Origin of the sequence: Bacillus sp. NH11B, assembly GCF_001884205.1 — a bacterium.
Lineage (GTDB): Bacteria > Bacillota > Bacilli > Bacillales > Bacillaceae_G > Bacillus_A > Bacillus_A proteolyticus.
Genome location: NZ_MAOG01000010.1, coordinates 1 through 24,200, shown reverse-complemented (window position 1 = coordinate 24,200; position 24,200 = coordinate 1). Strand labels below are relative to the sequence as shown.

Genomic DNA, 24,200 nt, shown 5'->3' with positions numbered 1-24,200 from the left:
TAACTGCCCGTTAACCCCCCACTGATTAAATTTTCACTTTATAGCATTTTGTATATACAAATTCGAAAATAGTAAATGAGAATCCTGCTTTTTGAAATAAAAAAAGCAACATTCGTATTGAATGCTGCACAAGGAGGGTAGCTATCTTTCGTAGGGATATCGTCTTATTAAAAGTTTTAGTAAGACAATCATAAGAAAGTTGAAAACAAATGGTGCACATATTTCTCTAAGAGATCTTATTACAGATGAGAGATAAGAAATATGTGAAACCTCGTTTACATATTTTATTATAAAGATAATTCATGAATGTAGTGTAAATATTCGGTGAAGGTTATGTAATTTTAAAGTTAATGAATTAGGAGAGGAAGGATAGCAGAAAATAAAAAAAGAGGCTGAGATTACTCAGCGCTCTTCTTTTCTTCTTTAATAGCTGTTTTTACTTCACCAGTTTTGATTTTATTGCTTTCAGAGAAGCGAAGTAAGTCGCCTTCAATGATTTTGTCTGACATGTTTAATTCATTATGTGCACGATCAATAAGTGGTTGAGCTTCTTCTTTCGGTAATTGTACAACTTCACCAGTAGTACGGTCGTAGAATGTACTGTTCGTGTACATGTACTTATCTGTAATGAAACTACCGTCACGAAGAACAACGAATCCTTTATTATCAGGTGAGAATACGTCATGACCGAATTGAATTTGATTCGTAGAATCTACACCAAGTAAGTTTAGAATTGTTGGTTTAATGTCAATTTCACCAGTTGGTTTTGAAATTGTTTTACCTTCTTTTTGACCTGGAACGTGAATAAACATCGGTGTTTTTTGTAAGTTCATATGGTCAAATGCAGTAATTTCTTCTTTTCCTAAGAACTGTGCCATTGCACGGTTATGGTTTTCAGAAATACCATAATGGTCACCGTAGAATACGATCACAGAGTTGTCGTAGATGCCTTCAGCTTTTAGACGCTCAATAAAGTGTTTCATTGCTTCGTCTAAATAACGAGCAGTTACCATGTAACGGTCAAATACGCCATCGCCTGAATTGTATTCGTCGATTAATTTCGTACTGTCATCATAAGTGAATGGGTAATGGTTTGTTAAAGTAAGGAAGCGAGTATAGAACGGTTGCTTCACTTCTTTTAACATATCGATAGACTGATCGAAGTATTCGATATCTTTTAGTCCCCAGTTTAGTTTTGTTTCGGGCGTAATCTTGTAGTCAAGTTCGTTGTAGTAACGATCATAACCAAGTGCCGGATACATAATGTTACGGTTCCAGAATGTTGCGTTGTTTGCGTGGAATACTGATGTGTGATACCCTTGCTGACGCAAAATCTCTGGAGTTGCTGTATATTCGTTGTTACCGTGTGTGAAGAATACAGCACCACGGTCTAGTGGATATAATGAAGTATCTACTAAGAATTCAGCATCAGATGTTTTACCTTGACCAGTTTGATGGTAGAAGTTATCGAAGTAATAACTTTCTTTCGCAAATTGGTTTAAGAATGGTGTAACTTCTTGTCCGTTAACTTGCGCACCAATTAAGAATGTTTGTAATGATTCAAGAGAGACAACAATTACGTTTTTCCCTTTTGCAGTACCAAACATATTTGGATCTGGTTTACTTTGTGTTGTTTTCACATAGTTTTCTGCTTCTTGCAATTTACTACTATCAGCAAACGCTTTTTGTGAACTTGATTTTGCTTGTAAGCCAAGATCGTATGCTTGGTGTACATATAATCCTAAGTTTTTAACAAGCATAACGCGGTCGAATGAACGTGTTAATAGTTCTGGACGCTCAGCTTCTGCAAATCCTAGGTTTACGAAGAAAATAGCAATTGTTGACACGAAGTATAGGGAACGCATCGGACGTGCTACACGCTCTGTCGGTGCAAAATTTTTCTTCTTCTTCAACAGAACGAAGAATACAATAATATCCGCAAATGCAAGGATGATTTTGTAGTTAAATAATTCTTTCACACTAGAACCTAAACTTCCGAAATTAGACGTTTGTCCTAGTACTGGTAAAGTAACGAAGTCATTGTAGAATCCGTAGAACATTACGTTACCAACGAGAATGAACGTTAAGATAAAGTTAATTCCTAGTGCTATATAGTTACGTTTTTTACCTTTTGCAAATAATGCAAGTCCCACAAACAGTAATGATGCTGCTAATGGACTAATGAATAAAATGAATTCTTGCATAAAAGATTCAAGTTTTAAATCAAAGCTAGTGCGTGTAATGATGTAGGTTTTTAGCCATACGGCCAAAGCTACGAATAAAGTGAAACGCACATTTTGAAATTGTGATTTCAAGGTTTCTTTCATTCATTTCCACCCTTTCTCTATCAGGCTTGGTCGATTTTGGAGCGAAAAATGTTAAAATAAAAAATACATAGTTTCTTTTGCCATAATTAGAGCTTCTATATTCACCCATATACGACTTTAACTATGCATACCCTTTTCTGGTTTCTTTTGCTGCTCATAAGCATAACGTCATTTCTGTATTATACAACAAAATTCATTTCTGAGAAACACTATAACATTTTACATTTTTTGTATGTGATTTGTCACTACCAGAGAAAACTTTAACATTCGTTTATATACCCGTCAACTAGAAAATATAACAAAAATAGAAAAGAATGTTAAGTGGAATTGAAAGTTTTTTGGTTGAGAAATATGGAATAGAAACGTTAAAATCGGTGTCTAGAAAACTATTATATGAAGGAAAATGTAGAAAAAATTAACGAACACTTGTTCTTTTTGGGTTTGTTTGTTACAATGAAATTTCATTGATAGATTATGTGTAATTTTGATGAACTTTTACTGATAACATATTGTAGCTTATTTTTTTTGAAAAATAGGGAGGCTTTTAAATGAAACAAAAATTTTCAGTTGAAGCGTTTTGGAAAAAAATAAAACATGTTGCGAAGCAGGCAGGGCAGTCGGTAATTTATGCGAGTTTATTGTTGTTTTACGTTTTGCAAAGACCTGATGTTCCAAAACGAGTGAAAATTATTGTAATTGGAGCACTTGCTTATTTCATTGCACCGATTGATGCCATTCCAGATTTCATTGCTGGAGTTGGTTATACGGATGATTTAGGGGCGTTAATGGCTGCATTATTACAAGCGTCGTTATACGTTAATGAAGATGTGAAAGATAAGGCACGAGTGAAGTTGGCAGAATGGTTTGGTTCGGATATAGACACATCATTTATCGATCAGAAATTAGATCAATAGGTGAGAACTGTCATAGAGTGACAGGGCGAACGTAAGCGAGGAAGTGCATTATGCCATCAGGAAGAACGCATACGAAAATAAACTTAATATCCCTTCCGGTTGTTTTGTTTATGCTCTTTTCGTATGGATTAACAAATTTTGATTTTTTATTAACTTTTGCAATCGGATTTTTAGTAGGTACTTCATTTTTAACACCTGATTTAGATACGTATAGTAATGCGTATAATAAATGGGGGTTACTCCGTATTTTTTGGTATCCATATAGGAGCGTAATGCCCCATCGTTCCTTCTTCACACATACGATTATAATTGGTGATATTATTCGTATCGCATACATGTTAATCGTATTTTCTCCGTTTTTATTCCTATTAAATGTAATCGTACTCGATGGAAATTTAATAGAAATTGCGAAGAAACATGAGGTTGAAATTGTAACGTTCGTAATGGGCATTGTAGTGGCGAGTACGCTCCACATTATAGCGGATAAAGTGAACACACGCCGAAAGAAAATGATGAGAAAAAAGAAGAAACGCAGAAGATAAAGAAACCGTCCCAAAAGGTATTTTGGGACGGTTTTTTCTTATTTATAGGTAGGTTATGCTTGTCGCATTTTGTAGTTAAGTCGATATTCCTTGTCGAATCGCTAATAAAATTTCATTATCATCATGCGACAGTTTCTTTTTGATCAAACGTTTGTTTAAAGTTAAGCTTTCAGCACTTTAACACCTTTTACGATATTCCAAATGAAGTAGTATAAGCTAATGATTCCGCAAATACATAAGACAATCATTGCGCCAATTCCAAGTGTTACATCTGCCTGATCAGATCCGATACCCATAATTCCTAAAATAGTTAAGCCAATGAATGTAGCGATACTTGGGATAATGTGTGTCCATAGCGCACGTTTTGCATGTGGTTTTGTTTCAGAATCGCCTACAATCCACACGATAATAGGGAATAAGATAGGGGCGAATAGTACACTAAAGTATGATAAAGCTGCTAATATTTTGTTTCCGTTCATATATATCACCTCATAAGTAATGTCCGTTGTTTATACCTTTAGTATGCAGTAAATTTGGCGAGCTTCCTATCGATTAACATTACAAGAACGTGACTCTTTTGTAAGATTTCTGTTTTAAATGATAAAATTTTCAAAAAATCTTTTTAAATGAAAATTGTTGTGATAAAATTAATGAAAACGTTTTCTTAAGCGTTTTTTATTTTAGGCTTAAAGGTATGATGACCTGATAGTCTATTGATGGGGTTATGTTTATTTAAAAGGGGATTATTGAGGGGGAGAGAACAATGAACACATGGACACAAGTTTATGATCCGTTCGGGAATATTTGGGTTTCTGCAGCGGTCGCACTTATTCCGATTATCTTTTTTTTCTTAGCTTTAGCAGTTTTCCGCATGAAGGGGTATGTGGCAGGATTTATTACAGTTGTACTTACAATTTTGGTGGCGTTATTTGCATATAAAATGCCATTCACTATGGCAATGGCAGCGACCGGATACGGTTTCTTATACGGATTATGGCCAATTGCGTGGATTATTATTATGTCAGTATTTTTATATAAAATTTCCGTGAAAACAGGTCAATTTGATGTTATTCGTGCATCTGTATTATCAATTACGAATGACCATCGTTTACTTGTTATTTTGATCGGTTTTTCATTTGGAGCATTTTTAGAAGGGGCAGCAGGATTTGGTGCACCAGTAGCGATTACGGCAGCGCTTCTTGCAGGTCTTGGCTTAAATCCTTTATATGCGGCTGGTCTTTGTTTAATCGCAAATACTGCACCAGTAGCATTCGGAGCGATGGGAATTCCGATTACAGTAGCTGGACAAGTAACTGGTATTGATCCGCATAAAATCGGACAAATGGCTGGACATCAATTACCGTTCTTATCATTATTTGTTCCATTCTTTATCGTATTTTTAATGGATGGATTTAAAGGGGTAAGACAAACATGGCCTGCTCTATTTGTAGCGGGTAGTTCATTTGCAATTACGCAGTTTATTACAGCGACATTCTTAGGGCCAGAACTTCCGGATATTACATCGGCACTTGTAAGTTTAGTAAGTTTATCGCTCTTCTTAAAAGTTTGGCAGCCGAAAGAAATCTATCAGTCTAAACAAGCAAATAGTGAAGTAGCAGCAACGGCTGCGACATCTATGCCGAAACTAACAGTAGGAAAAGTAGTAAAAGCATGGTCTCCGTTCATTATTTTAACGGTGATGGTTGTGATTTGGAGCCAAAGTTTCTTTAAGGCATTATTCGCTCCAGGAGGGGCTTTAGAAAGCCTTGTAGTTAAGTTTGAAATTCCAGGATTGCACAATTTAGTAATGAAAGCAGAGCCGATAGTAAATAAGCCAACGCCTTATGAAGCAGTCCTGAAATTAGATATTTTATCAGCAACTGGAACAGCGATTTTAATTGCATGTATCATTTCTATCTTTATTTTAAAAATGAGTGCAAAAGATGCAGTAGCAACATTTAAAGAAACGTTAAACGAACTAAAAATGCCAATTCTATCTATCGGATTCGTATTAGGATTCGCATTTATCGCAAACTATTCGGGTTTATCTTCTACATTAGCGTTAGCGCTAGCAGGAACTGGCGGGTTATTCCCGTTCTTCTCACCATTCCTAGGCTGGATCGGCGTATTCTTAACAGGATCAGATACGTCAGCGAACGCACTGTTCTCGAATTTACAAGCAATTACAGCACAGCAAATTGGCGTGCCTGAAGTGCTTCTCGTTGCAGCAAATACAACGGGCGGTGTAACAGGTAAAATGATTTCTCCGCAATCGATTGCAATCGCTTGTGCGGCAGTTGGTCTTGCTGGGAAAGAATCAGATCTGTTCCGCTTTACAGTGAAGCATAGTTTATTCTTCGTAATTATTGTTGGTATTATGACGTATGTACAGGCATATTATTTAACGTGGATGATTCCATAAACAACAAAAGAAATAAACTTTGCATTTTTCAGATTATCGTGTATGATGGGAAAGTATTGAAAATTAAATCAGTGATAAACTAGGGGTGCCTAACGTATGCGTAGGCTGAGAGAGAAGCGTGTGAACTTCTTAACCCTTTGGACCTGATCTGGCTCGTACCAGCGTAGGGAAGTTAACGGCTTTACATAATGATGTCTTTATGAGCCAGGTCCTTATTTTTTTATGGACCTGGCTCTTTTTATTTTGGCATACGCTGGCCATATCTCGTCCTTGTCACGTACAGGGGGGCAACAAAAGTTATGAAACAATCTGTTTCAGCTGAGCAAATTGAATTGAAATCGAGTTTACCAGGAAGTAAGAAAGTGTATGTGGATGGACCACGTGCAGGTATGAAAGTGCCGATGCGCGAGATTGAACAAAGTGAAACGAACGGTGTCCCAAATCCGCCAATCCGTGTGTATGATACGAGTGGACCTTATACAGATCCTGCGTATAAAGTGGAGCTGGAAAAGGGGCTGCAGGCGCCGCGCCACTCTTGGATCCTAGAGCGCGGAGATGTAGAAGCATACGAAGGGCGCGAAGTGAAACCAGAGGATGACGGTGTGAAGGTGGCTTCGAAACATACACCTGTTTTTCCGCAAATGGATCGCCAGCCGCTTAGAGCGAAGCAAGGTGCAAATGTTACGCAAATGCATTATGCGCGTAATGGCATCATTACGTCTGAGATGGAATATGTTGCGATTCGTGAAGGAGTAGAGCCGGAGTTTGTTCGCAAGGAAATCGCGGAAGGTCGCGCTATTTTACCAGCGAATATTAACCATCCGGAAGCAGAACCGATGATTATCGGACGTAACTTCCACGTGAAGGTCAATGCAAATATCGGAAACTCTGCTGTATCGTCTTCTATTGCAGAAGAAGTGGAGAAGATGACGTGGGCGACTCGCTGGGGTGCAGATACGATTATGGATTTATCTACAGGTAAAAATATTCATACAACACGTGAGTGGATTATTCGTAATGCTCCTGTACCAGTTGGAACTGTGCCCATTTATCAAGCGCTTGAAAAAGTAAACGGAATTGCAGAGGATTTAACGTGGGAAGTGTATCGTGATACGTTAATTGAGCAAGCGGAGCAAGGTGTTGATTACTTTACGATTCACGCTGGTGTATTACTTCGCTACATTCCAATTACTGCAAAGCGTACGACAGGTATTGTTTCGCGTGGTGGTTCGATTATGGCGCAGTGGTGTTTATTCCATCATAAAGAAAACTTCTTATATACTCATTTTGAAGAGATTTGTGAAATTATGAAGCAGTACGATGTTTCGTTCTCTCTTGGAGATGGATTACGTCCAGGTTCGATTGCAGATGCAAATGACGAAGCACAATTCTCTGAGCTTGAAACACTTGGTGAATTGACAAAAATTGCTTGGAAACATGATGTGCAAGTTATGATTGAAGGACCTGGGCATGTACCGATGCATTTAATTAAAGAGAATATGGAGAAAGAGCTTGATATTTGTCAGGGCGCGCCGTTCTATACACTTGGGCCGTTAACGACAGATATTGCACCAGGTTATGACCATATTACATCAGCGATTGGGGCTGCGATGATCGGCTGGTTTGGAACGGCGATGCTTTGTTATGTAACTCCGAAAGAGCATTTAGGTTTACCGAATAAAGATGATGTTCGTACGGGGGTTATTACGTACAAAATCGCTGCGCATGCAGCTGATCTTGCGAAAGGGCATAAAACGGCTCATCAGCGTGATGATGCACTTTCAAAAGCGCGTTTCGAATTCCGCTGGCGTGATCAATTTAATTTATCTTTAGATCCTGAACGCGCAATGGAGTATCATGATGAAACATTGCCAGCAGAAGGGGCGAAAACAGCTCATTTCTGTTCAATGTGTGGACCGAAGTTTTGTAGTATGAGAATTTCGCATGATATTCGTGAATATGCGAAAGAAAATGATTTAGAAACGACAGAAGCAATTGAAAAAGGAATGAGAGAGAAAGCGGTAGAATTCAAAGAAACTGGTAGTCACTTATATCAATAACACGTTACACCTCTTTACTTGATTGATCACACTGTACCTAACTTAAATATAGAAGAAGCCCCCTCTGCTAAGACGGTAGCAAAGGGGGCTTCTGTTTTCTATCTCACTATTTGTGGGCAGTAAAACTCCCACCTCAAAATTCGGCTGGAGCAAAGAAGTTAGGTGGGAGATAAACTGCCCGTAAACGCCCGATTGGTGAAGGCTAATAATCAGTGGGGGATGAACAACCCCCCCACTGATTAAAGTTTCACTTTATAAGGCGAAGAATAATTGTACCCAGTAGTATAAGAGGAATAATGTGACGGCTGTTGTGAGTGGGATTACGATGAGAGATACGCTTAAATAATCTTTCCATTTCACTTTAATTTTATTTTGTCTTAGGATATACATCCAAATGAGGGAAGCTAGCGTACCGATTGGTAATAATAGTGAACCGATGTCACTACCAATGATATTTGCGAGATAGATAGTTTTTAATGTGACTGGATCTAGGCCCATTTCTGTTAACGTAATGGTACCGATCATAAGTGCAGGGTGATTATTGAATATGTTAGAGAGGATAGATACAAGTCCACCCATTGCAAAGCTAGCATAGAGTAGATGCTGACTCACAACTGGCTCAAGCCAATTTACAAGTGCCGCTGTTAACCCTGCGTTGTGAAGCCCGTAAATAATTACATACATAGAGAAAGCGAAAATTAAAATGTGCCACGGTGTTTTTTTCAAAATATCGACTGGGTTTGTTCGTAAGTAGTACCATCTCCAGATGAGAAGAACGAGTGAACCAAGTACCGCAACAATTTCGATTGGGATGGATAAGAAGGATGCAACGAATAGAAGGCAGCGCATAAGGAAGACGAAACCTAATACTTTTAACATGAATCTTGTACGTTTTTGTTTTGTATCAACAGAATTTTTTCCTTTAAGTGGATGGAAGTTCTTTGTGAAGAAAATCTCCTCAATATCATATGAAGAAACAGGTAATCTTTTCGGAAGTTTTTTCTTTAAAACTGTATACATAAGCCATGACATAAACAGTAGTCCTAATGTTGCTGGTACAAACATCATAGCTGTGTGCATATAAAGAGTCATATGAACGATATTTAATGCGATTAAGTTTACGATATTACTTACACCAATTGGTGCACTAGATGCAGTGGCGATTAAAGCACCACTTAATAAATAAGGGATTTGTTGATGTGGTTTTAATTGAAGGTTTTTCAGAAGTAGAATTAAAATCGGAGTTGTAATTAAAATACTACCGTCGTTATTGAATAAAAGAGTCATAAGAAAACAAAGTAATTGAATGTACCAGTATAAACGGCGACCGGATCCCTTTGCTAAATTCGCTAGTTTTGCTGCGGACCAATGGAAGAAGCCAAAGCTTTCTAATATAACCGCCATAACGATGGTCGCTAATATTGTTATGGAGGCACCTCCGATTTTACTTATAATGTCTATGACGTCTGGTTTTGATACAAGGCCAGTAATCAGGATAATACCAGCGCCAATTGCTGCCGGCCACGCCTCATTTAAGCCACGAGGTCGCCAAAAGATAACAATCATCGTTAAGAAGAATACAATAATAGTAATCCATATTTCAGTACTCATATTTTGCCTACCTTTCTATTTTTCCTTGAACGAATGTAGCTTATCTCAAGTTTATATTGGTAGTATATTCAGTGAAAAATAAGAGGAACTAGACGGATAATGGAGTGAAGTGAATATGTGTTTTTTATGCTATAGGGCAAGTATAACTAGTAGTGAAATAACCAGGAGGATAGAAGCCTAACAAATGCAGGGCATTCTAAGTATGAATGCCCTGCATGTATCTTTTTATTTCTAAATAGCCCTCACGATCGGTGGGGACTGCCCGTAAACGCCCGATTGGTGAAGTCTAATAATCAGTGGGGGATGAACAAAACCCCCACTGATTATAGTTTCAATTTATTATTTTTCCTTTAAAAATGTGCGGTCTTTTAAGAATAAATTCCAGAAAAAAATGAATCCTGGGAGTAAAATTGCAATCCCAATTGCGTATAGAATAAGAAGTGCATAGAATGTTTCGACCGTCGTAAAGCTTGTAAATACAGTTACATCCGGGTAAATGATATACGGTAAATGGGCGACGCCGTAAGCGTAGCTTGCAAATGCATATTGAGCGACGACAGCTAAAACTGCAATGCGAGGAAATCCTAGTGTGCCATACTTCTTATTTGTCCACCAAAGGGAGGAATATCCGATAACAAATAAAACGATAGAGACTGTAAACCATGGGAATTGCTTTATTAATCCTTGCATAAGCCAGTGTGTTTCAGGGTCCATTACAACGAGGGCAATAATAGCAGTAACGAGCGTTGCCGGACCAAGTATGATGGCATTTCTTCTATAAATTCTATATGCATCTTCTGAACCTTGTTCTCTCGCAAAATCAGCAAGAAAGAGAGAGGATAGAAATAGTTCCGAAGTTAGTCCAAAGAGCATATAACAATAAATAACAGGACTAGAAAGAAGCTTTCCGTAAAGGAGCACTTCTTTTCCTTCAGACATCGTAATATAGGCACCTTCTGTAACGGGTAGAACGGTAATTAATAGAGCTGGAATTAAGAGCCCGGTGATACCTGAAATAATCCGAAGAAGGTGTTGGTACTTTGGCAGAGAGTAAGCAAATACCATAAATGTACTGCGAATCGCAACGAGTACTAAAATTAACATAACGGGTACGAACATAACGGTTGCAAGGGTAAAGGCCGCTTTTGGAAAGAAACCGAGAAAAGCGACAACGACAAAGACAAGAAACGTATTTGTTACTTCCCAAGTTGGTGATAAGTATCGATTAGCAAGCTTCGCAGCGAGCGTCGGATGTTTAGCGTATACCATGCCCCAAAAACCAGCTCCAAAATCAATGGACCCTAGTATGCTATATACGAAAATAAGAGCCCATAAGATGATGATTGCAATGCTTTCCTCATGCACGAGAATCGCCTCCTTGGTGATGTAAGTCATTCTTTAACGGATGTTTCTTAAAGAATGTCCGTAGTACAAAGACTGTTAAAATAGCGAGTCCGATATATAAAATGATGAATAGAACAAATAAAGGTCCGACGAAATCAGCGCGTGTAGAAGCATCTATTGTGCGTTGCATGCCATAAATTGTCCATGGCTGACGACCACTACAACTGAAAATCCATCCAAATTCAATACCGAGCATCATAACTGGTCCGCATGCTGCAGTGCCCCAAAGAAGCCACTTCGGTAACTCCGCCCCTTTTTTTCGATAAACAAAGTACCAATACAAGAGAGCAATCGCTGCAACTGCAAAGGTAAAGGCGGCAGCTCCAACCATTAAGTTGAAAAGTGTATGTGTATAAAATGGTGGCCACGTTTCTTGAGGGAATTCATTGAGCCCTTTTACGACGGTGCTAGGATCGAGTCCTACTAGTAAGCTGAGCATATTCGGAATTTCGAGTGCATAGTTTAGTTCAAGTGTATTAGGATCCACAACCCCGCCAATCGATAAAGGGGCGTGTGATGTCGTTTCAAACAGAGCTTCAGCAGATGCTAGTTTTTCAGGTGAATGTTTATGTAAGGCAATAGCTGATTCGTGTCCTGAAATCCACATCGTAGCACCTGTGATAAATGTAACGACAAGACCTAACAATAATCCTTTTTTATGATAAGCAATTTCACGCGCACTTAAATTTTTCTTTAATAATTTAAATCCAGCGATGGAAGCGATGACGGCTGCTCCGGCTGCATAAGCTGTAATAACGACGTGGAATGCACTTGTGCCAAAGCTTGGATTAAAGAAAGCTTTCCACGGATCAACGTTAAAAACTGAGCCATCTGGTCCCATTGAAAAGCCCGCAGGTGTATTCATCCATGTGTTTGCTGATGTAATAAGCACGGCAGATGCAGTGGCACCAAGCATAACGAAAAATAACGAGACTAATCTCATAAATGGAGGTAGTTTATCAGCTGCATATACATAAATAGACATGAATAAAGCTTCTAAAAAGAAGGCGAAAATCTCAATTTGAAACGGCACGGAAATAACTTGCCCAACAATTTTAGCGAAGCCAGGCCAAAGTAGTGAAATTTGCACACCAACAATGGTTCCAGTTGGAATTGCTACACCGAGAAGAATCGCAAAAGCTTTTGTCCATCTTTTTGCCATAATGGCATAGTCGGAATCTTTCTTCCAGTGATAGAGTACTTCACTTATAAAAATCATCAATGAAAGCCCAACTCCAAGTGTTGCAAAGATAATGTGGAATGCTAATGAAGAACCAAAAAATGCTCTTGCTAATGTTACGGTATCCATATGTATACTCCTCTTCTTTTTTGCCATTATTTTCTGATTGAATTGGAAGATTTATTCAATAAAATGCCGAAAATATATATGCATTAAAAAAAGAGAATGTGTTAACATAGTTTTGAATATTCGAAAAAGAAAGAAATATATATTAGGTAATATTTTGTTTGTTTTTTAGAGAAGAATATTTTATAATCTTTTATGCGAACATAAGTTCTGATTCGGCGTGTTACGTTTATGAAATGAAGAAGTTTATGTGAAATGGAGAGGGTGTCTTATGTATCCTGAAGTCATTAAAAAGATGGCATTTTCAAAAGAGCATAGAGATTTATTATTAAAGTTATATAATAAAGAAATTACGCGTCGTGAATATGATCGACTTGTGGAATCGCTATATAGACCTTCTAAAGAGGTTTGTGAGGGGTAGTGAGAAAAAGACAATCTAAAGGATTGTCTTTTTTATATTCGCGTATGTTCTGATAAAATTAAGGTTAGCCTTACTAAAGAGGTGAAAAGTTTGCGAAAACGTTTATATATAGGGATTGGGGTTATTCTCTTAATCGCTTTAGGCGGAATTGTATTTTGGTCAGCTTTACAAGGAAACCGTACGGAGCATTTTATTTTAAGGCATATGGTAAATGAAAATGGAACACTTGCAACCTACCGTTTAGCAGATACAAAGGCAGGAACAGGTGAGGCGAAGGGCCGTGAAGCTTTATCAGAATCGGCAGGACTATGGTTACAATATACGCTTGATAAAGATGATCAGTTACTATTCGATGAACAAGTAAAGGTTATTCAAAATAATTTTGTACATAAGGATCACATCATTTTATGGAAAATCTCTGAAAAGGGAGAAATGCAGTCAGCCACCAATGCACTTATAGATGATCTTCGTATTATTGAACAATTATATCGTGCTTATGAAATGTATAAGGAAGAGCGCTATAAAAACCTTGCTGATCAATTGAGCAATGCTGTACTTCGTTATAATAAAAAAGATAATTATTACGTGGATTATTATGATGCAGATGCAGGTAAACAAAATAAATTTACAACAACATCTTACATAAATCCTCATGCATTCTCGTATATGAAAAAGTACGGAAAAATTTCTGCACAGCAGTATCAGGAAGTAGTTCAGTTTTTAGCAGATTATCCGAGAGAGGGTTGGGCGTTTCCGAAAGAGTATAAAGAAGATGGTACATTTACATACGATAAAGAAGTGAATCTTATTGATCAATCCTACGTTGCGTATCATCGTAGCTTAGGCGGTCTTTCATCAGATGCTTATTTGGAATTTATAAAGAAAAAATTCCATGAGGACGGAAAGTTATACGGTCGTTATAACTTAGAAACGGGAAAACAAACTGTAAACTATGAATCGCCAGCATCTTATGGATTAACAATTTTGTACGTATTACAAACAGGTAATACAAAGTTTGCGAAGGAATTGTATGACCGGATGACTACATTCCGAAATGATAATGTATTTAGTAGATATTATGGTGGATATGTAACAGGTGAGAATAATAATACACATATTTTCGATAATGTATTACCGCTTTTAGCTGAAATGGAATTAGAGAAGAGCAAGGGATAGAAGGTGCCATCCTATAGGGTGGCACCTTCTATTTGTGTCGTTATTTGTTTGTAAAGCGATATAATTTTACGCCCTAATATTGGAGAAGTAATCAATCACGAATTCACGAAATTGCTGGGCAGTTTTTGATAAGTAACGTTTCTTCGACCAACTTAAGCCGATGGTTCGCTCGCAATTAGGTTCAATAATACGTAACTTATTTGGTGCTAAAGTAGAGTTTTTTAATAAAGTTAAGCTTGGAACAAATGCGATGCCAAGACCTTGCTTAATGAGGTCGCTAATCACGGTTGGTTCATCTACTTCAAAAGCGATATGCGGAGTGAAACCAGCTTCTTTACAAAATTCATCTGTTAAGTGCCGAAATCCGTAACCAGTGTTCATACTAATGAACGGTTCGTCTTTTACTTCATGTAGATGAATACTTTCGCGGTTTGATAACCGATGGCCTGAAGGAACGACTAAGAAAATTTCTTCTGTAATAAGTGGTTCCCAAACTATTTCCTCGCCTTCAATTGGCACAGATGAGATACAAAAATCGATTTCCATATTATCTAGTTGTCTTTTCATAGAAGGAGTAGATGCGAGAAATTGCTGGAATCGAACATTAGGATGTTCTAGTAAAAAAGAACCGAGTAGCTCGGGTAATATTCTTGGAATAGAAACTGCAAGTGTAATAGAGCCTTGTTGTAATTCAGCTAAGTCTTTAATTTCTCGTTCTCCTTCACTTAATTCATGAAGAATACGTTCTACTCGTTTTAAAAATACTTTTCCGAAAGAGTTTAATGTAATCTGTCGACCTTGGCGATCAAATAATGGAACGCCTAAGTCCTTTTCTAGTCTAGCAATTGTTTTGCTGAGTGAAGGCTGCGCGATATGTAATTCCTCAGCTGCTTTTGTCATATGTTCTAGTCGTGCGACTGTCTGAAAGTATTTTAATTGAAGAAGTTCCATTTCGAATCTCCTTTCTATAGACCAAAAGGAATGAATTTATAATTAAAGATGTATTATACAGTATGGAAAGTGACGTGTATAGTGAATCTGTTAAACCATTCGAAGGGTGTTAAATTAGGAGAAGGAGTATGTTTCATGAAGGGAATTCAACTTATATTTAAAGATTGGAAGGCGATGTGGAACCATAAACATGGACGTATCGCTTTAATTTTTTTGTTAATCGTTCCTTTAATTTATTCAGGATTTTTCTTAGCTGGATATTGGGATCCATACGGACGATTAGATAAATTACCTGTTGCAGTTGTAAATTTAGATAAGGGTGCTGCGATGGATGAAAAAATAATTCATGCAGGAGACGATTTTGTTAAAAATTTAAAAGAGAATAAGGAACTGGCTTTTCATTTCGTATCAGAAAAAAATGCTGATGAAGGGCTAAAAGAAGACAAGTATTATATGGTTGTTACGATTCCAGAGGATTTCTCTAAAAAGGTAAGTACACTTATGGATGAGAAACCAGAGCCGGCAAAGTTGCAGTACAAAGTAAATCCGGGTAAAAACTTTGTAGCAGCTCAAATTGGAACGACAGCTGTTGAAAATATGAAAACAAAAATTTCGAATAGCATTACGAAATCTTATACAGAAGGTGTCTTTTCAAAGTTTCAAGATTTGGCACAAGGGTTGAGTGATGCGAGTAACGGTGCTGGGAAGTTACATGAAGGAACGACGGATGCAAAAAATGGGGCGAATCAGCTTGCAGATGGTATTAATCGTTTAAGTGACGGGACAGTGAAGTTGAAAGAAGGAAGTGGTAAGCTTGCTTCTAGCCAATCGGCGTTAACAGGGGGAGCAAATGAGCTTAGTCAAGGAGCGACATCACTTCATAGTGGTATGGAGTTACTAGCGCAAGGTGAAAAAACTTTACAATCAGGAGTTAGTGAATTAAGTGCCGGTACAAATGAATGGGTGAACGGAAGTGAGAAACTTGCTGAGGGACAAGTAAATGCGGATGATGTGGCAAGTAGTATGAAGAAGCAATTAGAGGAGTACATGAAAAATCATCCAGAAGCACAGCAAGATCCTGCTTTTCAAAAAATCGTTGCTACTTCTAATGGATTAGCTAAAGCAACAAATACTTTGAATAATAGCCAACAACAATTGACACAAGGCGCGAAGAAGCTTGCTGACGGTCAGCATAAGGTTGAAGAAGGCATGAATACATTCGGAGTTAAGTTAAGTGAAGCTACTGCTGGAACGAAAAAGATAGCAGATGGCACTTCGAATTTAGCTGATGGATTTGCGAAGTGGGGGAATGGATTTACTTCTCTACAAGAAGGTGTAAATCAGCTTGCGAGTGGTGGAACGGAGCTAAATAACGGTGCTGAGAAGTTAACGAACGGACTTGTCAAACTTGACGAGGGTGCGAAAGAACTTTCCACGAAATTGGGAGAGGGCGCAGAGAAGATAGCAGATGTTCGCAATGATGATGCACGCAATACGATGTTTGCAGAACCAGTTCAATTAGTGAAGTCAACAGTTTCTGACGTGCCTAACTACGGTTCAGGTATTGCACCATATTTCTTATCGCTTGCATTTTATGTTGGTGGAATTATGGCATCGAATATTTTACCGCTTGGCCGTAGACAAAATATGAAGGTAAGTGGAACGGTACACTTTGTTAATAAACTAGGATTGGTATATTTAATTGGACTTATTCAAGCGCTACTTGTAGATGTAGTTGTGCTAGGCGTTATGAAATTAGAAGTTGCCAGTGTGCCACTCTTTGTTTTATCCAGTATTGTTATTTCCTTTACGTTCATGACGTTTATTCTTATGTTAGTAACCGTATTTGGTCTTGTTGGGAAGTTCGCAGCGGTAACGCTCCTTGTCCTGCAATTAGCGACGAGTGGGGGGACTTTCCCAGGAGAATTAAACGTAGCTGTTCTTAGCAAAATTGGACAGTTTCTCCCAATGTCTCATTCCCTTCGAGGATTACAAGATGTTATCTCTTTAGGAGATTGGTCGCAATTACAAATGCAAATTTTAATATTGTTATGCTACCTCGTTGTTGCTGGAGGGATTGCTTGGATCACGAGTCATATACAGCATAGAGAAAAAAGTGCAGAACAAGTTTCTTAAAATAAAAGAAGCTATCCGATTTTTCCGGATAGCTTTTTCTTATTTCTTTTCCATAACTGCAAAGTAATTATTTTCATTATCAGCAAAATTGAAGGCTCTACCAGTAGGTAAATCTACAACTTGTCCAACTGTGACATTTTTCTCAGAAAGATCTTTATATAGTTGATCTAAGTTAGTAGAGAAGAACATTAGAGACGGTGTATTTAAGTTTAATTCAGGTTGCATCTTCGCGATTAACGCTTTATCGTGAAGGACAATGCTTGTTCCAGCTTCTTTTGCCGGCGCAATTTCAATCCATCGAAATCCTTGACCGTTATTTTCTTCCGCAACGATTTGGAATCCTACTGTTTCTGTCCAGAATTGCACTGATTCATCTTGGTTATTTACATATAACATAATTTGTCCGATTTGAGTAATCATAGGTGTCTCCTGCTTTCTTTTTTTATATAGGTATTATTATATCAAATATATGGTTTAAATACTTTTTCATGATTCTTCCGAATGGCAATCTTGGCCCATTTCATATTTGTCGTAGGGGAAGGCCCTGTAATCCAAGTATGAAAGGGTAGTATGCTGCAAATGACCATTGCTGAAATAGAGATTGTGGCTGTTAGTATAAATAATAATAGGCTATATAATATTGTGTTTTCTTGCAATGTGAATAAAGAAAGAAATTTTGTACATAGTTGTAAGAAGAAAAAATGAGCTAAATAAGCACCATACGTGTAATTCCCGATAAATCGTAAAGCTTTATATAAGAAACCGCGTCGCTGTACAATTGTAATAGATAGCACGTATAGTATGATAATTTCGCATACGATATATAGAAACATAGATGGTTTTAAATAAGTAGAAACAGTTAAATGAATAGAGTTCACGCCGTAAAAACTAAATAACTCATAATTGATGAATAAAAATAAGATGAAAAATAGTATTGTTATGAGCGGGATATGTTTCATGACGAATAAACGCCAAGTTTTTAATGCGACAGCAGCTATTCCCCCCATGACGAAATAGAATGAGTAGAAGAAGAAGGAACGATCTGTATAATGTAAAATGGTTGAGCTCGTCAATTTCTCTCCATTAAAAATGTAGTGAGAAGAGTACCACATTAAAAGGAAATATAGGCAAGCGAAAATGGTCATATATTTGTATATGTCTTTTTTATTTTCTGTTCGTTTTTGAAACCAATAAAATAGTGTGCATAGTAAAGGGAACAATAAGTGAATTTGGAACATCATAATAACGTACCAAAGATGAGGTGCAGCCGTTCCGAGTAATAAACTTTTTATTCCGCCTTGCAGTGTAATGACATCGTTTGTTGTTAATAGATAAAGAATAGACCAGAAGAAATAAGGAATGAGTAAATGTGCGGCTTTTTCATAAATATATTCTCTGTAAACGAGTTGCTTCGTATATAGCCGAATTAAATGGAAGCCGACGATAAATATGAATGCAGGTGCTGAAAATTTTGCGAGATTAAATAGCATGCCCATAATGAGGGATTGCTCGAGTAAGGCATTTCCTTGGTTCATTGTATATAATAAGGAACTTTGCAAAACGACAGCAAGAAATGCAATGCTTTGCAAAACTTTAAATTCTGGTGCGCTTTGTGTCATTGTGTCCATCTCCTTTTCCATACATGATTATAGTACGGAGAATGGATGATAGGTGTGGAATATTTGTGAAGATTTCAACAAATTTGTGGCGATAGTAATTGATATCAATAAATAACGAAAAAAAGAAGATGCTCGAAACGAGCATCTTCTTTCTATCTATTAAGCAAATTTGTTTTTGATCCAGTTTTTACCTTCTACAAGGCGAGCTGTCATTACGGCACAAGCGTTATCTGCTGTTACGTTTAACATCGTTGCAGGAGGATCAATAATTGTACTAATTGCCGCGATAATCGGCAATGCTTCTGGCGGGAATCCGTATAGAGAAACGATTAACATTTCACCAATCATACCGCCGCCTGGAATAGCACCCATTACAGTTCCTACTAATAGAGAAACGACAAGTGCGATTGCCAATGTTTTCGGTCCTTCGAATTCCATGTTGAAAATACCGAATAAGAAAGCAATTTTTAATACGCCGCCTAAAACAGATCCGTCTTTATGAAGTGTAGACCCAAGAAGGACAACTGTTTCACGAACGTCTGAAGAAATACCCATTTTCTTCGTTGCTTCTAAGTTCGCTGGAATACTTGCGGCGCTACTACAAGTTGCAAGTGATGTAACTGTAGGAGAGACCATGTTCTTCCAAAATATTTGAACACCTTGCTTGCGACCTGCAAGGTATGCATAGAACGTAAAGAATACAAAGAAGTAAATTAGAGATGCAGGATAGTATACCATTGCTGCTCGGAAGTAAGTTCCAAGAAGTTGTGGCCCGAATTCACCAACTAATGCTGCGAAGTAAGCAGCAAGTCCGATTGGAGCGTAGTACATAATGAAAGATACGACTTTCATTGAAATTTCTGCACCAGCTTGTAGGAATGTAGCGAACGGTTTACCTTTTTCACCAACTGCTGAAGTTGCAATCCCCATTAAGATAGAGAAGAAAATAAGGGCTAACATATTTTCACGAGATAGTAACTTCGAGAAGTCAGATACTGTTAAGATACCGACGATTTGATCCGCAACACTAACTGCTTTTTCAGCTTTATCAGGCTGTGTTAGTTCTAATACAACACCTTGTGCTGGCGGGAATACTTTCACGATAATAATCATAAAAATAGCAGCTAAAATACTTGTAAATAAGAAAGTTCCAGCCATACTAGACATAATTTTACCGAAACGTTTTAATCCATCCATATTAGCAATAGATGACGCGATGCTAAAGAATACTAAAGGTACAACAATCGTAAACATTAAGTTTAAGAAAATGTCACCAAGCGGCTTTAAAGCAACTGCATCGGCACCCATGAAATAACCAATGAAACCACCAATTAGGATAGAAGATAATAAAATAAGTGGAAAGCGATATGCCTTCATAAATAAACCCTCCTATCGATTATAAAAAAAATCATACTGAATCATTATAGCGAGTTAGAGACATCTTTACTAGGAAAATACGATAGATGGAATAGCATGAAAACCAAGAAATTTTTGTTTTTAAGCTCGGCATACAGTTAGAAATCTAGACATATATATTTGTAACCTAGTGGTGGCAAGGGCTGCACCATAAATTAGGTGTAGAAAAAGGGGGAGGGAAGCGGGATGAATATTTTACTTTGCTGTGCAGCGGGAATGTCTTCCAGTTTGATAGTTACAAAAATGGAGAAAGCAGCAGGGGCAAAGGGGATAGAGGTAAAGATTTGGGCTGTATCAGGTTCAGAAGTACGAAATCATATTGATGATGCAGATGTACTTTTACTTGGGCCGCAAGTACGCTATTTATTACCGAAAATGAAAGAATTATGTAAAGAGAAGGGAATACCTGTTGATGTAATTCAATCCGTCCATTACGGGCTTTGTAATGGAGAAGCTATCTTACAAGCAGCTTTGTCAATGAAACCATGAGGAGAGTGGGATAGATGATACGGTTTTTAGAGAAATATGTGATGCCAGTGGCAGGAAAGGTTGCAGAACAGAGACATTTGCAAGCGATTCGTGATGGAATTGTTTTAACGATGCCTTTCTTAATTATTGGATCATTTTTTCTTATTATTAGTGCATTACCAATACCAGGTTATAATGATTTTATGGCAGGGTTGTTTGGTGAGAATTGGCAAACAGCTTTGGGGTATCCAGTTAGTGCAACTTTTAATATAATGGCTTTAATAGCTGTTTTTGGAATCGCTTACAGGCTTGGAGAATATTATAAAGTGGATGCTTTAGCATCCGGGGCATTGTCGCTGGTGACATTTTTACTTGCGACTCCATTTCAAGTTGCATATATTATACCAAGCACGAAGGAAAGTGTGATTGTAGATGGAGCAATCCCAGCGGCGTTAATGGGCAGTCAAGGTTTATTTGTAGCGATGATTATTGCAATTATATCTACTGAAATATACCGATTTATTGTACAGAAAAAAATGATTATAAAGATGCCTGAGACAGTTCCACCTGCAGTAACACGTTCATTTGCTGCTCTTATTCCAGGATTTATTGTTGTGACAGTTGTTTGGATCATTAGATTGGTTTTTGAACACACAACTTTCGGAAGTATTCATAATGTTGTAGGGAAGCTACTGCAAGAGCCACTTAGTGTACTTGGTGCTAGTCTTTGGGGCGCAGTAATTGCAGTTATTATTGTCCATGTTCTTTGGGCATGCGGAATTCATGGTGCTGCAATTGTTGGTGGTGTAATGAGTCCGATTTGGTTGTCGTTAATGGACCAAAATCGAATTGCTTTTCAGGCTGGGCAAGACGTACCGAATACGATTACTGCACAGTTCTTTGACTTATGGATTTATATGGGAGGTTCTGGTGCAACACTTGCTTTAGTTGTAGGAATGTTATTATTTGCACGAAGTCAGCAATTAAAAAGTATCGGACGATTATCGATTGCTCCAGGTATTTTTAATATTAATGAAATGGTGACTTTCGGTATGCCGATTGTGATGAATCCACTTTTACTTATTCCATTTATATTGGTGCCAGTCGTGTTAACGATTGTTTCTTATTTTGCAATGGAATGGGGATTAGTTGCTCGTCCGAGCGGAGCGGCTGTACCTTGGACGACACCTATTCTTTTTAGTGGATATTTAGGATCGGGTGGGAAAATTTCAGGTGTTATTCTGCAACTTGTTAACTTTGCACTAGCATTCTTTATTTACTTACCATTCTTAAAAATATGGGATAAACAAAAATTAGCTGAAGAAAAGGGGGAGTAAAGAACTAAAATGGATACGATAGAGACGAAAGCTTTTCATTTAATCTTGCATGGAGGAAATGCGAGAAGTTGTTCAATGGAAGCAATTGATTGCGCGAAGCGTGGTGAATTTCAGGAAGCAGAAGCTAAACTACAAGAAGCGTTAAATGAATTGCAAGAGGCGCACCGCTTACAAACAGAGCTCATACAGAAAGAGGCTGGCGGGGAAAAGACAGAAGTTACCCTGCTGATGGTACATGCGCAAGATCATTTAATGAACGCAATTACAGTGAAGGAATTGGCGAGTGAGTTTGTAGAATTATATAGGAAGATGTCAGTAGCTGAATGAACCTTGCTTATGCAAGGTTTTTTCATGTTTTTAAAAGAGACAGTTATGACAATAAGAGGGCCACTTACGCAGGATTGCATGTGTTATTTCCAGGTTTATGTAAAAATGAAAGGGTAAAGTGAGCTTCATTATATGGTTTATGATGACTTTATATTGGAAACGAAAAATAGCAAAATTAAATCATCAATTAAGATAAAGTGAAACTTTAATCAGTGGGGGTTTTACTGCCCGGCGAATAGCGGAGTGAATAAACTATGTATGTGTGCTTACCATCAGTGGAGTGTTATAAGTTCCACTGACGGTATTTTTATATTAACAAGCCTCCTTTTTCATGGATAAATGGGGGTGATAACTAATCGATAGTAACAAATTCTCCTACACCACGAATTAATTTTTTTATATGCATACGGTCTGGTTTTAAAACGCTTATTATAGAATCAATGGCTTTTTGAGGATCAACAGATGTACCGCAAGTATAACAATCAATGGCTGCAAATTCCTTTTCAGGATAAGTGTGAATAGAGAGATGGCTTTCTGATAATAAAATTAATACCGTCACTCCATATGGGTGGAATTCTTTGTTACTTACATTTAAAACGTGAGCACCAGAGCGATTCGCAGCAGCAATTAAATGATGCTCTAAAAAATGAATATCATTTAATAGAGAAAAATCTACGCCCCATAAATCTACTATTATATGACGCCCAAATGTAGAATAGTCCATATATTTGTAGCCTCCTTGTTAAAACTCCATTTCTATTTGATAGCAATGATGTAGGGTAAGATCAGATTCTAAATTTAAAACGGCATTATTACGGTGCTCTAACTGTTCTTCTTTAAATTGAAATAAAGGAGTAAGAAGAGAAGGTAATGTTCGAGGGGATGGTACTACGTAAAATTGTTCGATTTGATTGAGTACAAGCGAGGAGTTAGCAGCAATATGAAATCCCCAGTCAGTTCCGAAAGAAGGAACAATTGTATGATAGCTTTTTACAATTAATCCGGCATTTTCAATTGTGTTACCGATGCTCCAATATACAAGAGGTGCATCAGCAGGTGAATTAGATTGGCAGACAAATGCTCCATCTTCAGTTAGGAATGTAGCTATAAGGGCAAAAAGTTCACTTGTATATAAAGTGCTTAGCACTTCTGTCGCTGGATCAGGAAAATCAATAATAATTACATCATATAAAGAGGAAGGAGATTTCAGAAATTCTTTCGCGTCACATACATGTACATTTGCACGATCATCAAAAAATGCTTGTTGATTTAAAGAAACTAATTCTGGAACATTGCGAGCCATCTTAATCATTTCTTCGTCTAAGTCGACGAGGTCTACATGGGTAACCGTTTCATATTTTAAAACCTCTCTTAAAGCAAGACCATCGCCACCGCCTAATATGAGAACACGCTTTGGATCTATTACCTTTGACATAATCGGGTGAACAAGTGCTTCATGATAGATTTGCTCATCGACGGAACTAAATTGTAGCTGTTTATCCAAATATAGACGGATATCGCTTACTTGGAGTAAATCAATGTTTTGATAATTGCTTTTTTTTTCAAATAAACTTGTATGTTCACCAGTTTGTATTTCTTTTAGCGAAATTTCATCCCATATATCTAAGCTGTGCGAATCTGTGGGTACTATCATTACATTTTCCGATTGTACTTGCTTATCCTGCTTGTCTTGTTTATCTTGTTTGTCCTGTTTATCTTGTTTGTCCTGTTTATCTTGTTTGTCCTGTTTATCTTGTTTGTCC

21 protein-coding genes and 1 riboswitch are annotated in these 24,200 nt (G+C 37.5%); of the genes, 10 read left to right on the top strand and 11 right to left on the bottom strand.

Annotated features, from left to right (window positions below; all coding sequences use genetic code 11):
• Window positions 1-398 precede the first annotated feature (398 nt).
• Window positions 399-2,327 (bottom strand): LTA synthase family protein, encoded by a 1,929-nt coding sequence (locus BAU27_RS00395; protein ID WP_071769825.1) that lies wholly within the window; start codon window positions 2,325-2,327, stop codon window positions 399-401.
• A gap of 548 nt (window positions 2,328-2,875) precedes the next feature.
• Here BAU27_RS00395 and BAU27_RS00390 point away from each other — a divergent pair.
• Window positions 2,876-3,241: a YkvA family protein gene (locus tag BAU27_RS00390; RefSeq protein WP_071769824.1), complete on the top strand. Its 366-nt coding sequence runs from the start codon at window positions 2,876-2,878 to the stop codon at window positions 3,239-3,241.
• Between the two features lie 50 nt (window positions 3,242-3,291).
• Window positions 3,292-3,783, top strand: a complete 492-nt coding sequence (locus BAU27_RS00385; protein ID WP_071769823.1) for a metal-binding protein — start codon at window positions 3,292-3,294, stop codon at window positions 3,781-3,783.
• 161 nt (window positions 3,784-3,944) lie between these two features.
• Here BAU27_RS00385 and BAU27_RS00380 read toward each other — a convergent pair whose 3' ends face one another.
• Window positions 3,945-4,262: a magnetosome magnetite crystal formation protein family gene (locus BAU27_RS00380; RefSeq protein WP_071769822.1), complete on the bottom strand. Its 318-nt coding sequence runs from the start codon at window positions 4,260-4,262 to the stop codon at window positions 3,945-3,947.
• Between the two features lie 284 nt (window positions 4,263-4,546).
• Between BAU27_RS00380 and lldP the strand changes: the two genes are divergently transcribed.
• Both lldP and thiC read left to right on the top strand, forming a co-directional pair.
• Window positions 4,547-6,205: an L-lactate permease gene (lldP, locus tag BAU27_RS00375; protein WP_071769821.1), complete on the top strand. Its 1,659-nt coding sequence runs from the start codon at window positions 4,547-4,549 to the stop codon at window positions 6,203-6,205.
• Between the two features lie 71 nt (window positions 6,206-6,276).
• A riboswitch (TPP riboswitch) is annotated at window positions 6,277-6,392 on the top strand.
• 112 nt (window positions 6,393-6,504) lie between these two features.
• Window positions 6,505-8,265, top strand: coding sequence for a phosphomethylpyrimidine synthase ThiC (gene thiC / locus BAU27_RS00370; protein WP_071769820.1), 1,761 nt, complete (start codon window positions 6,505-6,507; stop codon window positions 8,263-8,265).
• Between the two features lie 252 nt (window positions 8,266-8,517).
• Here thiC and BAU27_RS00365 read toward each other — a convergent pair whose 3' ends face one another.
• From BAU27_RS00365 to cydA, 3 genes are all read right to left on the bottom strand, one after another.
• Window positions 8,518-9,876 (bottom strand): arsenic transporter, encoded by a 1,359-nt coding sequence (locus BAU27_RS00365; RefSeq protein WP_071769819.1) that lies wholly within the window; start codon window positions 9,874-9,876, stop codon window positions 8,518-8,520.
• 339 nt (window positions 9,877-10,215) lie between these two features.
• Window positions 10,216-11,241: a cytochrome d ubiquinol oxidase subunit II gene (locus BAU27_RS00360; RefSeq protein WP_000544179.1), complete on the bottom strand. Its 1,026-nt coding sequence runs from the start codon at window positions 11,239-11,241 to the stop codon at window positions 10,216-10,218.
• Window positions 11,234-12,589: a cytochrome ubiquinol oxidase subunit I gene (gene cydA / locus BAU27_RS00355; RefSeq protein ID WP_071769818.1), complete on the bottom strand. Its 1,356-nt coding sequence runs from the start codon at window positions 12,587-12,589 to the stop codon at window positions 11,234-11,236. Before cydA ends, BAU27_RS00360 begins: the two co-directional genes overlap by 8 nt.
• A 268-nt stretch (window positions 12,590-12,857) precedes the next feature.
• On the opposite strand from cydA, the gene BAU27_RS32170 reads away from it, so the two are divergent.
• Both BAU27_RS32170 and BAU27_RS00345 read left to right on the top strand, forming a co-directional pair.
• Complete coding sequence (locus BAU27_RS32170) at window positions 12,858-13,007, top strand: hypothetical protein (protein WP_000283176.1); 150 nt, start codon at window positions 12,858-12,860, stop codon at window positions 13,005-13,007.
• A gap of 90 nt (window positions 13,008-13,097) precedes the next feature.
• A complete protein-coding gene (locus BAU27_RS00345) occupies window positions 13,098-14,183 on the top strand; it encodes a transcriptional regulator (RefSeq protein WP_071769817.1) in 1,086 nt (361 codons plus the stop codon).
• 66 nt (window positions 14,184-14,249) lie between these two features.
• Here the strand turns inward: BAU27_RS00345 and BAU27_RS00340 are convergent, their stop codons facing one another.
• Window positions 14,250-15,134 carry a LysR family transcriptional regulator gene (locus tag BAU27_RS00340; protein WP_071769816.1) on the bottom strand — a complete coding sequence of 295 codons (885 nt, stop codon included), beginning with the start codon at window positions 15,132-15,134 and terminating at the stop codon, window positions 14,250-14,252.
• A 135-nt stretch (window positions 15,135-15,269) separates the two neighbouring features.
• Between BAU27_RS00340 and BAU27_RS00335 the strand changes: the two genes are divergently transcribed.
• Window positions 15,270-17,270 (top strand): YhgE/Pip domain-containing protein, encoded by a 2,001-nt coding sequence (locus BAU27_RS00335; RefSeq protein ID WP_071769815.1) that lies wholly within the window; start codon window positions 15,270-15,272, stop codon window positions 17,268-17,270.
• A gap of 39 nt (window positions 17,271-17,309) precedes the next feature.
• Here the strand turns inward: BAU27_RS00335 and BAU27_RS00330 are convergent, their stop codons facing one another.
• The 3 genes from BAU27_RS00330 to BAU27_RS00320 all read right to left on the bottom strand — a co-directional run bounded on the left by BAU27_RS00330 (window position 17,310) and on the right by BAU27_RS00320 (window position 20,266).
• Complete coding sequence (locus tag BAU27_RS00330; RefSeq protein ID WP_071769814.1) at window positions 17,310-17,690, bottom strand: VOC family protein; 381 nt, start codon at window positions 17,688-17,690, stop codon at window positions 17,310-17,312.
• A 41-nt stretch (window positions 17,691-17,731) separates the two neighbouring features.
• Complete coding sequence (locus BAU27_RS00325; RefSeq protein WP_071769813.1) at window positions 17,732-18,889, bottom strand: acyltransferase; 1,158 nt, start codon at window positions 18,887-18,889, stop codon at window positions 17,732-17,734.
• Between the two features lie 159 nt (window positions 18,890-19,048).
• On the bottom strand, window positions 19,049-20,266 hold the full coding sequence (locus BAU27_RS00320) for a dicarboxylate/amino acid:cation symporter (protein ID WP_000649358.1): 1,218 nt from the start codon (window positions 20,264-20,266) through the stop codon (window positions 19,049-19,051).
• Window positions 20,267-20,491: 225 nt separating this feature from the next.
• On the opposite strand from BAU27_RS00320, the gene BAU27_RS00315 reads away from it, so the two are divergent.
• The 3 genes from BAU27_RS00315 to BAU27_RS00305 are packed head-to-tail and all read left to right on the top strand — an operon-like array spanning window position 20,492 to window position 22,437.
• Window positions 20,492-20,794, top strand: a complete 303-nt coding sequence (locus BAU27_RS00315; RefSeq protein ID WP_071743925.1) for a PTS sugar transporter subunit IIB — start codon at window positions 20,492-20,494, stop codon at window positions 20,792-20,794.
• Between the two features lie 14 nt (window positions 20,795-20,808).
• On the top strand, window positions 20,809-22,110 hold the full coding sequence (celB, locus tag BAU27_RS00310; RefSeq protein ID WP_071769812.1) for a PTS cellobiose transporter subunit IIC: 1,302 nt from the start codon (window positions 20,809-20,811) through the stop codon (window positions 22,108-22,110).
• A 9-nt stretch (window positions 22,111-22,119) separates the two neighbouring features.
• Window positions 22,120-22,437: a PTS sugar transporter subunit IIA gene (locus BAU27_RS00305; protein WP_071769811.1), complete on the top strand. Its 318-nt coding sequence runs from the start codon at window positions 22,120-22,122 to the stop codon at window positions 22,435-22,437.
• 352 nt (window positions 22,438-22,789) lie between these two features.
• Here BAU27_RS00305 and speD read toward each other — a convergent pair whose 3' ends face one another.
• Together speD and BAU27_RS00290 are read right to left on the bottom strand one after the other, a co-directional pair.
• Complete coding sequence (gene speD / locus BAU27_RS00295; RefSeq protein ID WP_044738101.1) at window positions 22,790-23,161, bottom strand: adenosylmethionine decarboxylase; 372 nt, start codon at window positions 23,159-23,161, stop codon at window positions 22,790-22,792.
• Window positions 23,162-23,179: 18 nt separating this feature from the next.
• Window positions 23,180-24,200 (bottom strand): polyamine aminopropyltransferase (locus BAU27_RS00290; RefSeq protein WP_071769810.1); only part of this gene is annotated, 1,021 nt, incomplete at its 5' end.

Bases quoted from the DNA above. Each gene is read 5' to 3' on its own strand.
- BAU27_RS00395 (WP_071769825.1), bottom strand. From the start codon at position 2,327: ATGAAAGAAACCTTGAAATCACAATTTCAAAATGTGCGTTTCACTTTA.
- BAU27_RS00390 (WP_071769824.1), top strand. From the start codon at position 2,876: ATGAAACAAAAATTTTCAGTTGAAGCGTTTTGGAAAAAAATAAAACAT.
- BAU27_RS00385 (WP_071769823.1), top strand. From the start codon at position 3,292: ATGCCATCAGGAAGAACGCATACGAAAATAAACTTAATATCCCTTCCG.
- BAU27_RS00380 (WP_071769822.1), bottom strand. From the start codon at position 4,262: ATGAACGGAAACAAAATATTAGCAGCTTTATCATACTTTAGTGTACTA.
- lldP (WP_071769821.1), top strand. From the start codon at position 4,547: ATGAACACATGGACACAAGTTTATGATCCGTTCGGGAATATTTGGGTT.
- thiC (WP_071769820.1), top strand. From the start codon at position 6,505: ATGAAACAATCTGTTTCAGCTGAGCAAATTGAATTGAAATCGAGTTTA.
- BAU27_RS00365 (WP_071769819.1), bottom strand. From the start codon at position 9,876: ATGAGTACTGAAATATGGATTACTATTATTGTATTCTTCTTAACGATG.
- cydA (WP_071769818.1), bottom strand. From the start codon at position 12,589: ATGGATACCGTAACATTAGCAAGAGCATTTTTTGGTTCTTCATTAGCA.
- BAU27_RS32170 (WP_000283176.1), top strand. From the start codon at position 12,858: ATGTATCCTGAAGTCATTAAAAAGATGGCATTTTCAAAAGAGCATAGA.
- BAU27_RS00340 (WP_071769816.1), bottom strand. From the start codon at position 15,134: ATGGAACTTCTTCAATTAAAATACTTTCAGACAGTCGCACGACTAGAA.
- BAU27_RS00335 (WP_071769815.1), top strand. From the start codon at position 15,270: ATGAAGGGAATTCAACTTATATTTAAAGATTGGAAGGCGATGTGGAAC.
- BAU27_RS00330 (WP_071769814.1), bottom strand. From the start codon at position 17,690: ATGATTACTCAAATCGGACAAATTATGTTATATGTAAATAACCAAGAT.
- BAU27_RS00325 (WP_071769813.1), bottom strand. From the start codon at position 18,889: ATGACACAAAGCGCACCAGAATTTAAAGTTTTGCAAAGCATTGCATTT.
- BAU27_RS00320 (WP_000649358.1), bottom strand. From the start codon at position 20,266: ATGAAGGCATATCGCTTTCCACTTATTTTATTATCTTCTATCCTAATT.
- BAU27_RS00315 (WP_071743925.1), top strand. From the start codon at position 20,492: ATGAATATTTTACTTTGCTGTGCAGCGGGAATGTCTTCCAGTTTGATA.
- celB (WP_071769812.1), top strand. From the start codon at position 20,809: ATGATACGGTTTTTAGAGAAATATGTGATGCCAGTGGCAGGAAAGGTT.
- BAU27_RS00305 (WP_071769811.1), top strand. From the start codon at position 22,120: ATGGATACGATAGAGACGAAAGCTTTTCATTTAATCTTGCATGGAGGA.
- speD (WP_044738101.1), bottom strand. From the start codon at position 23,161: ATGGACTATTCTACATTTGGGCGTCATATAATAGTAGATTTATGGGGC.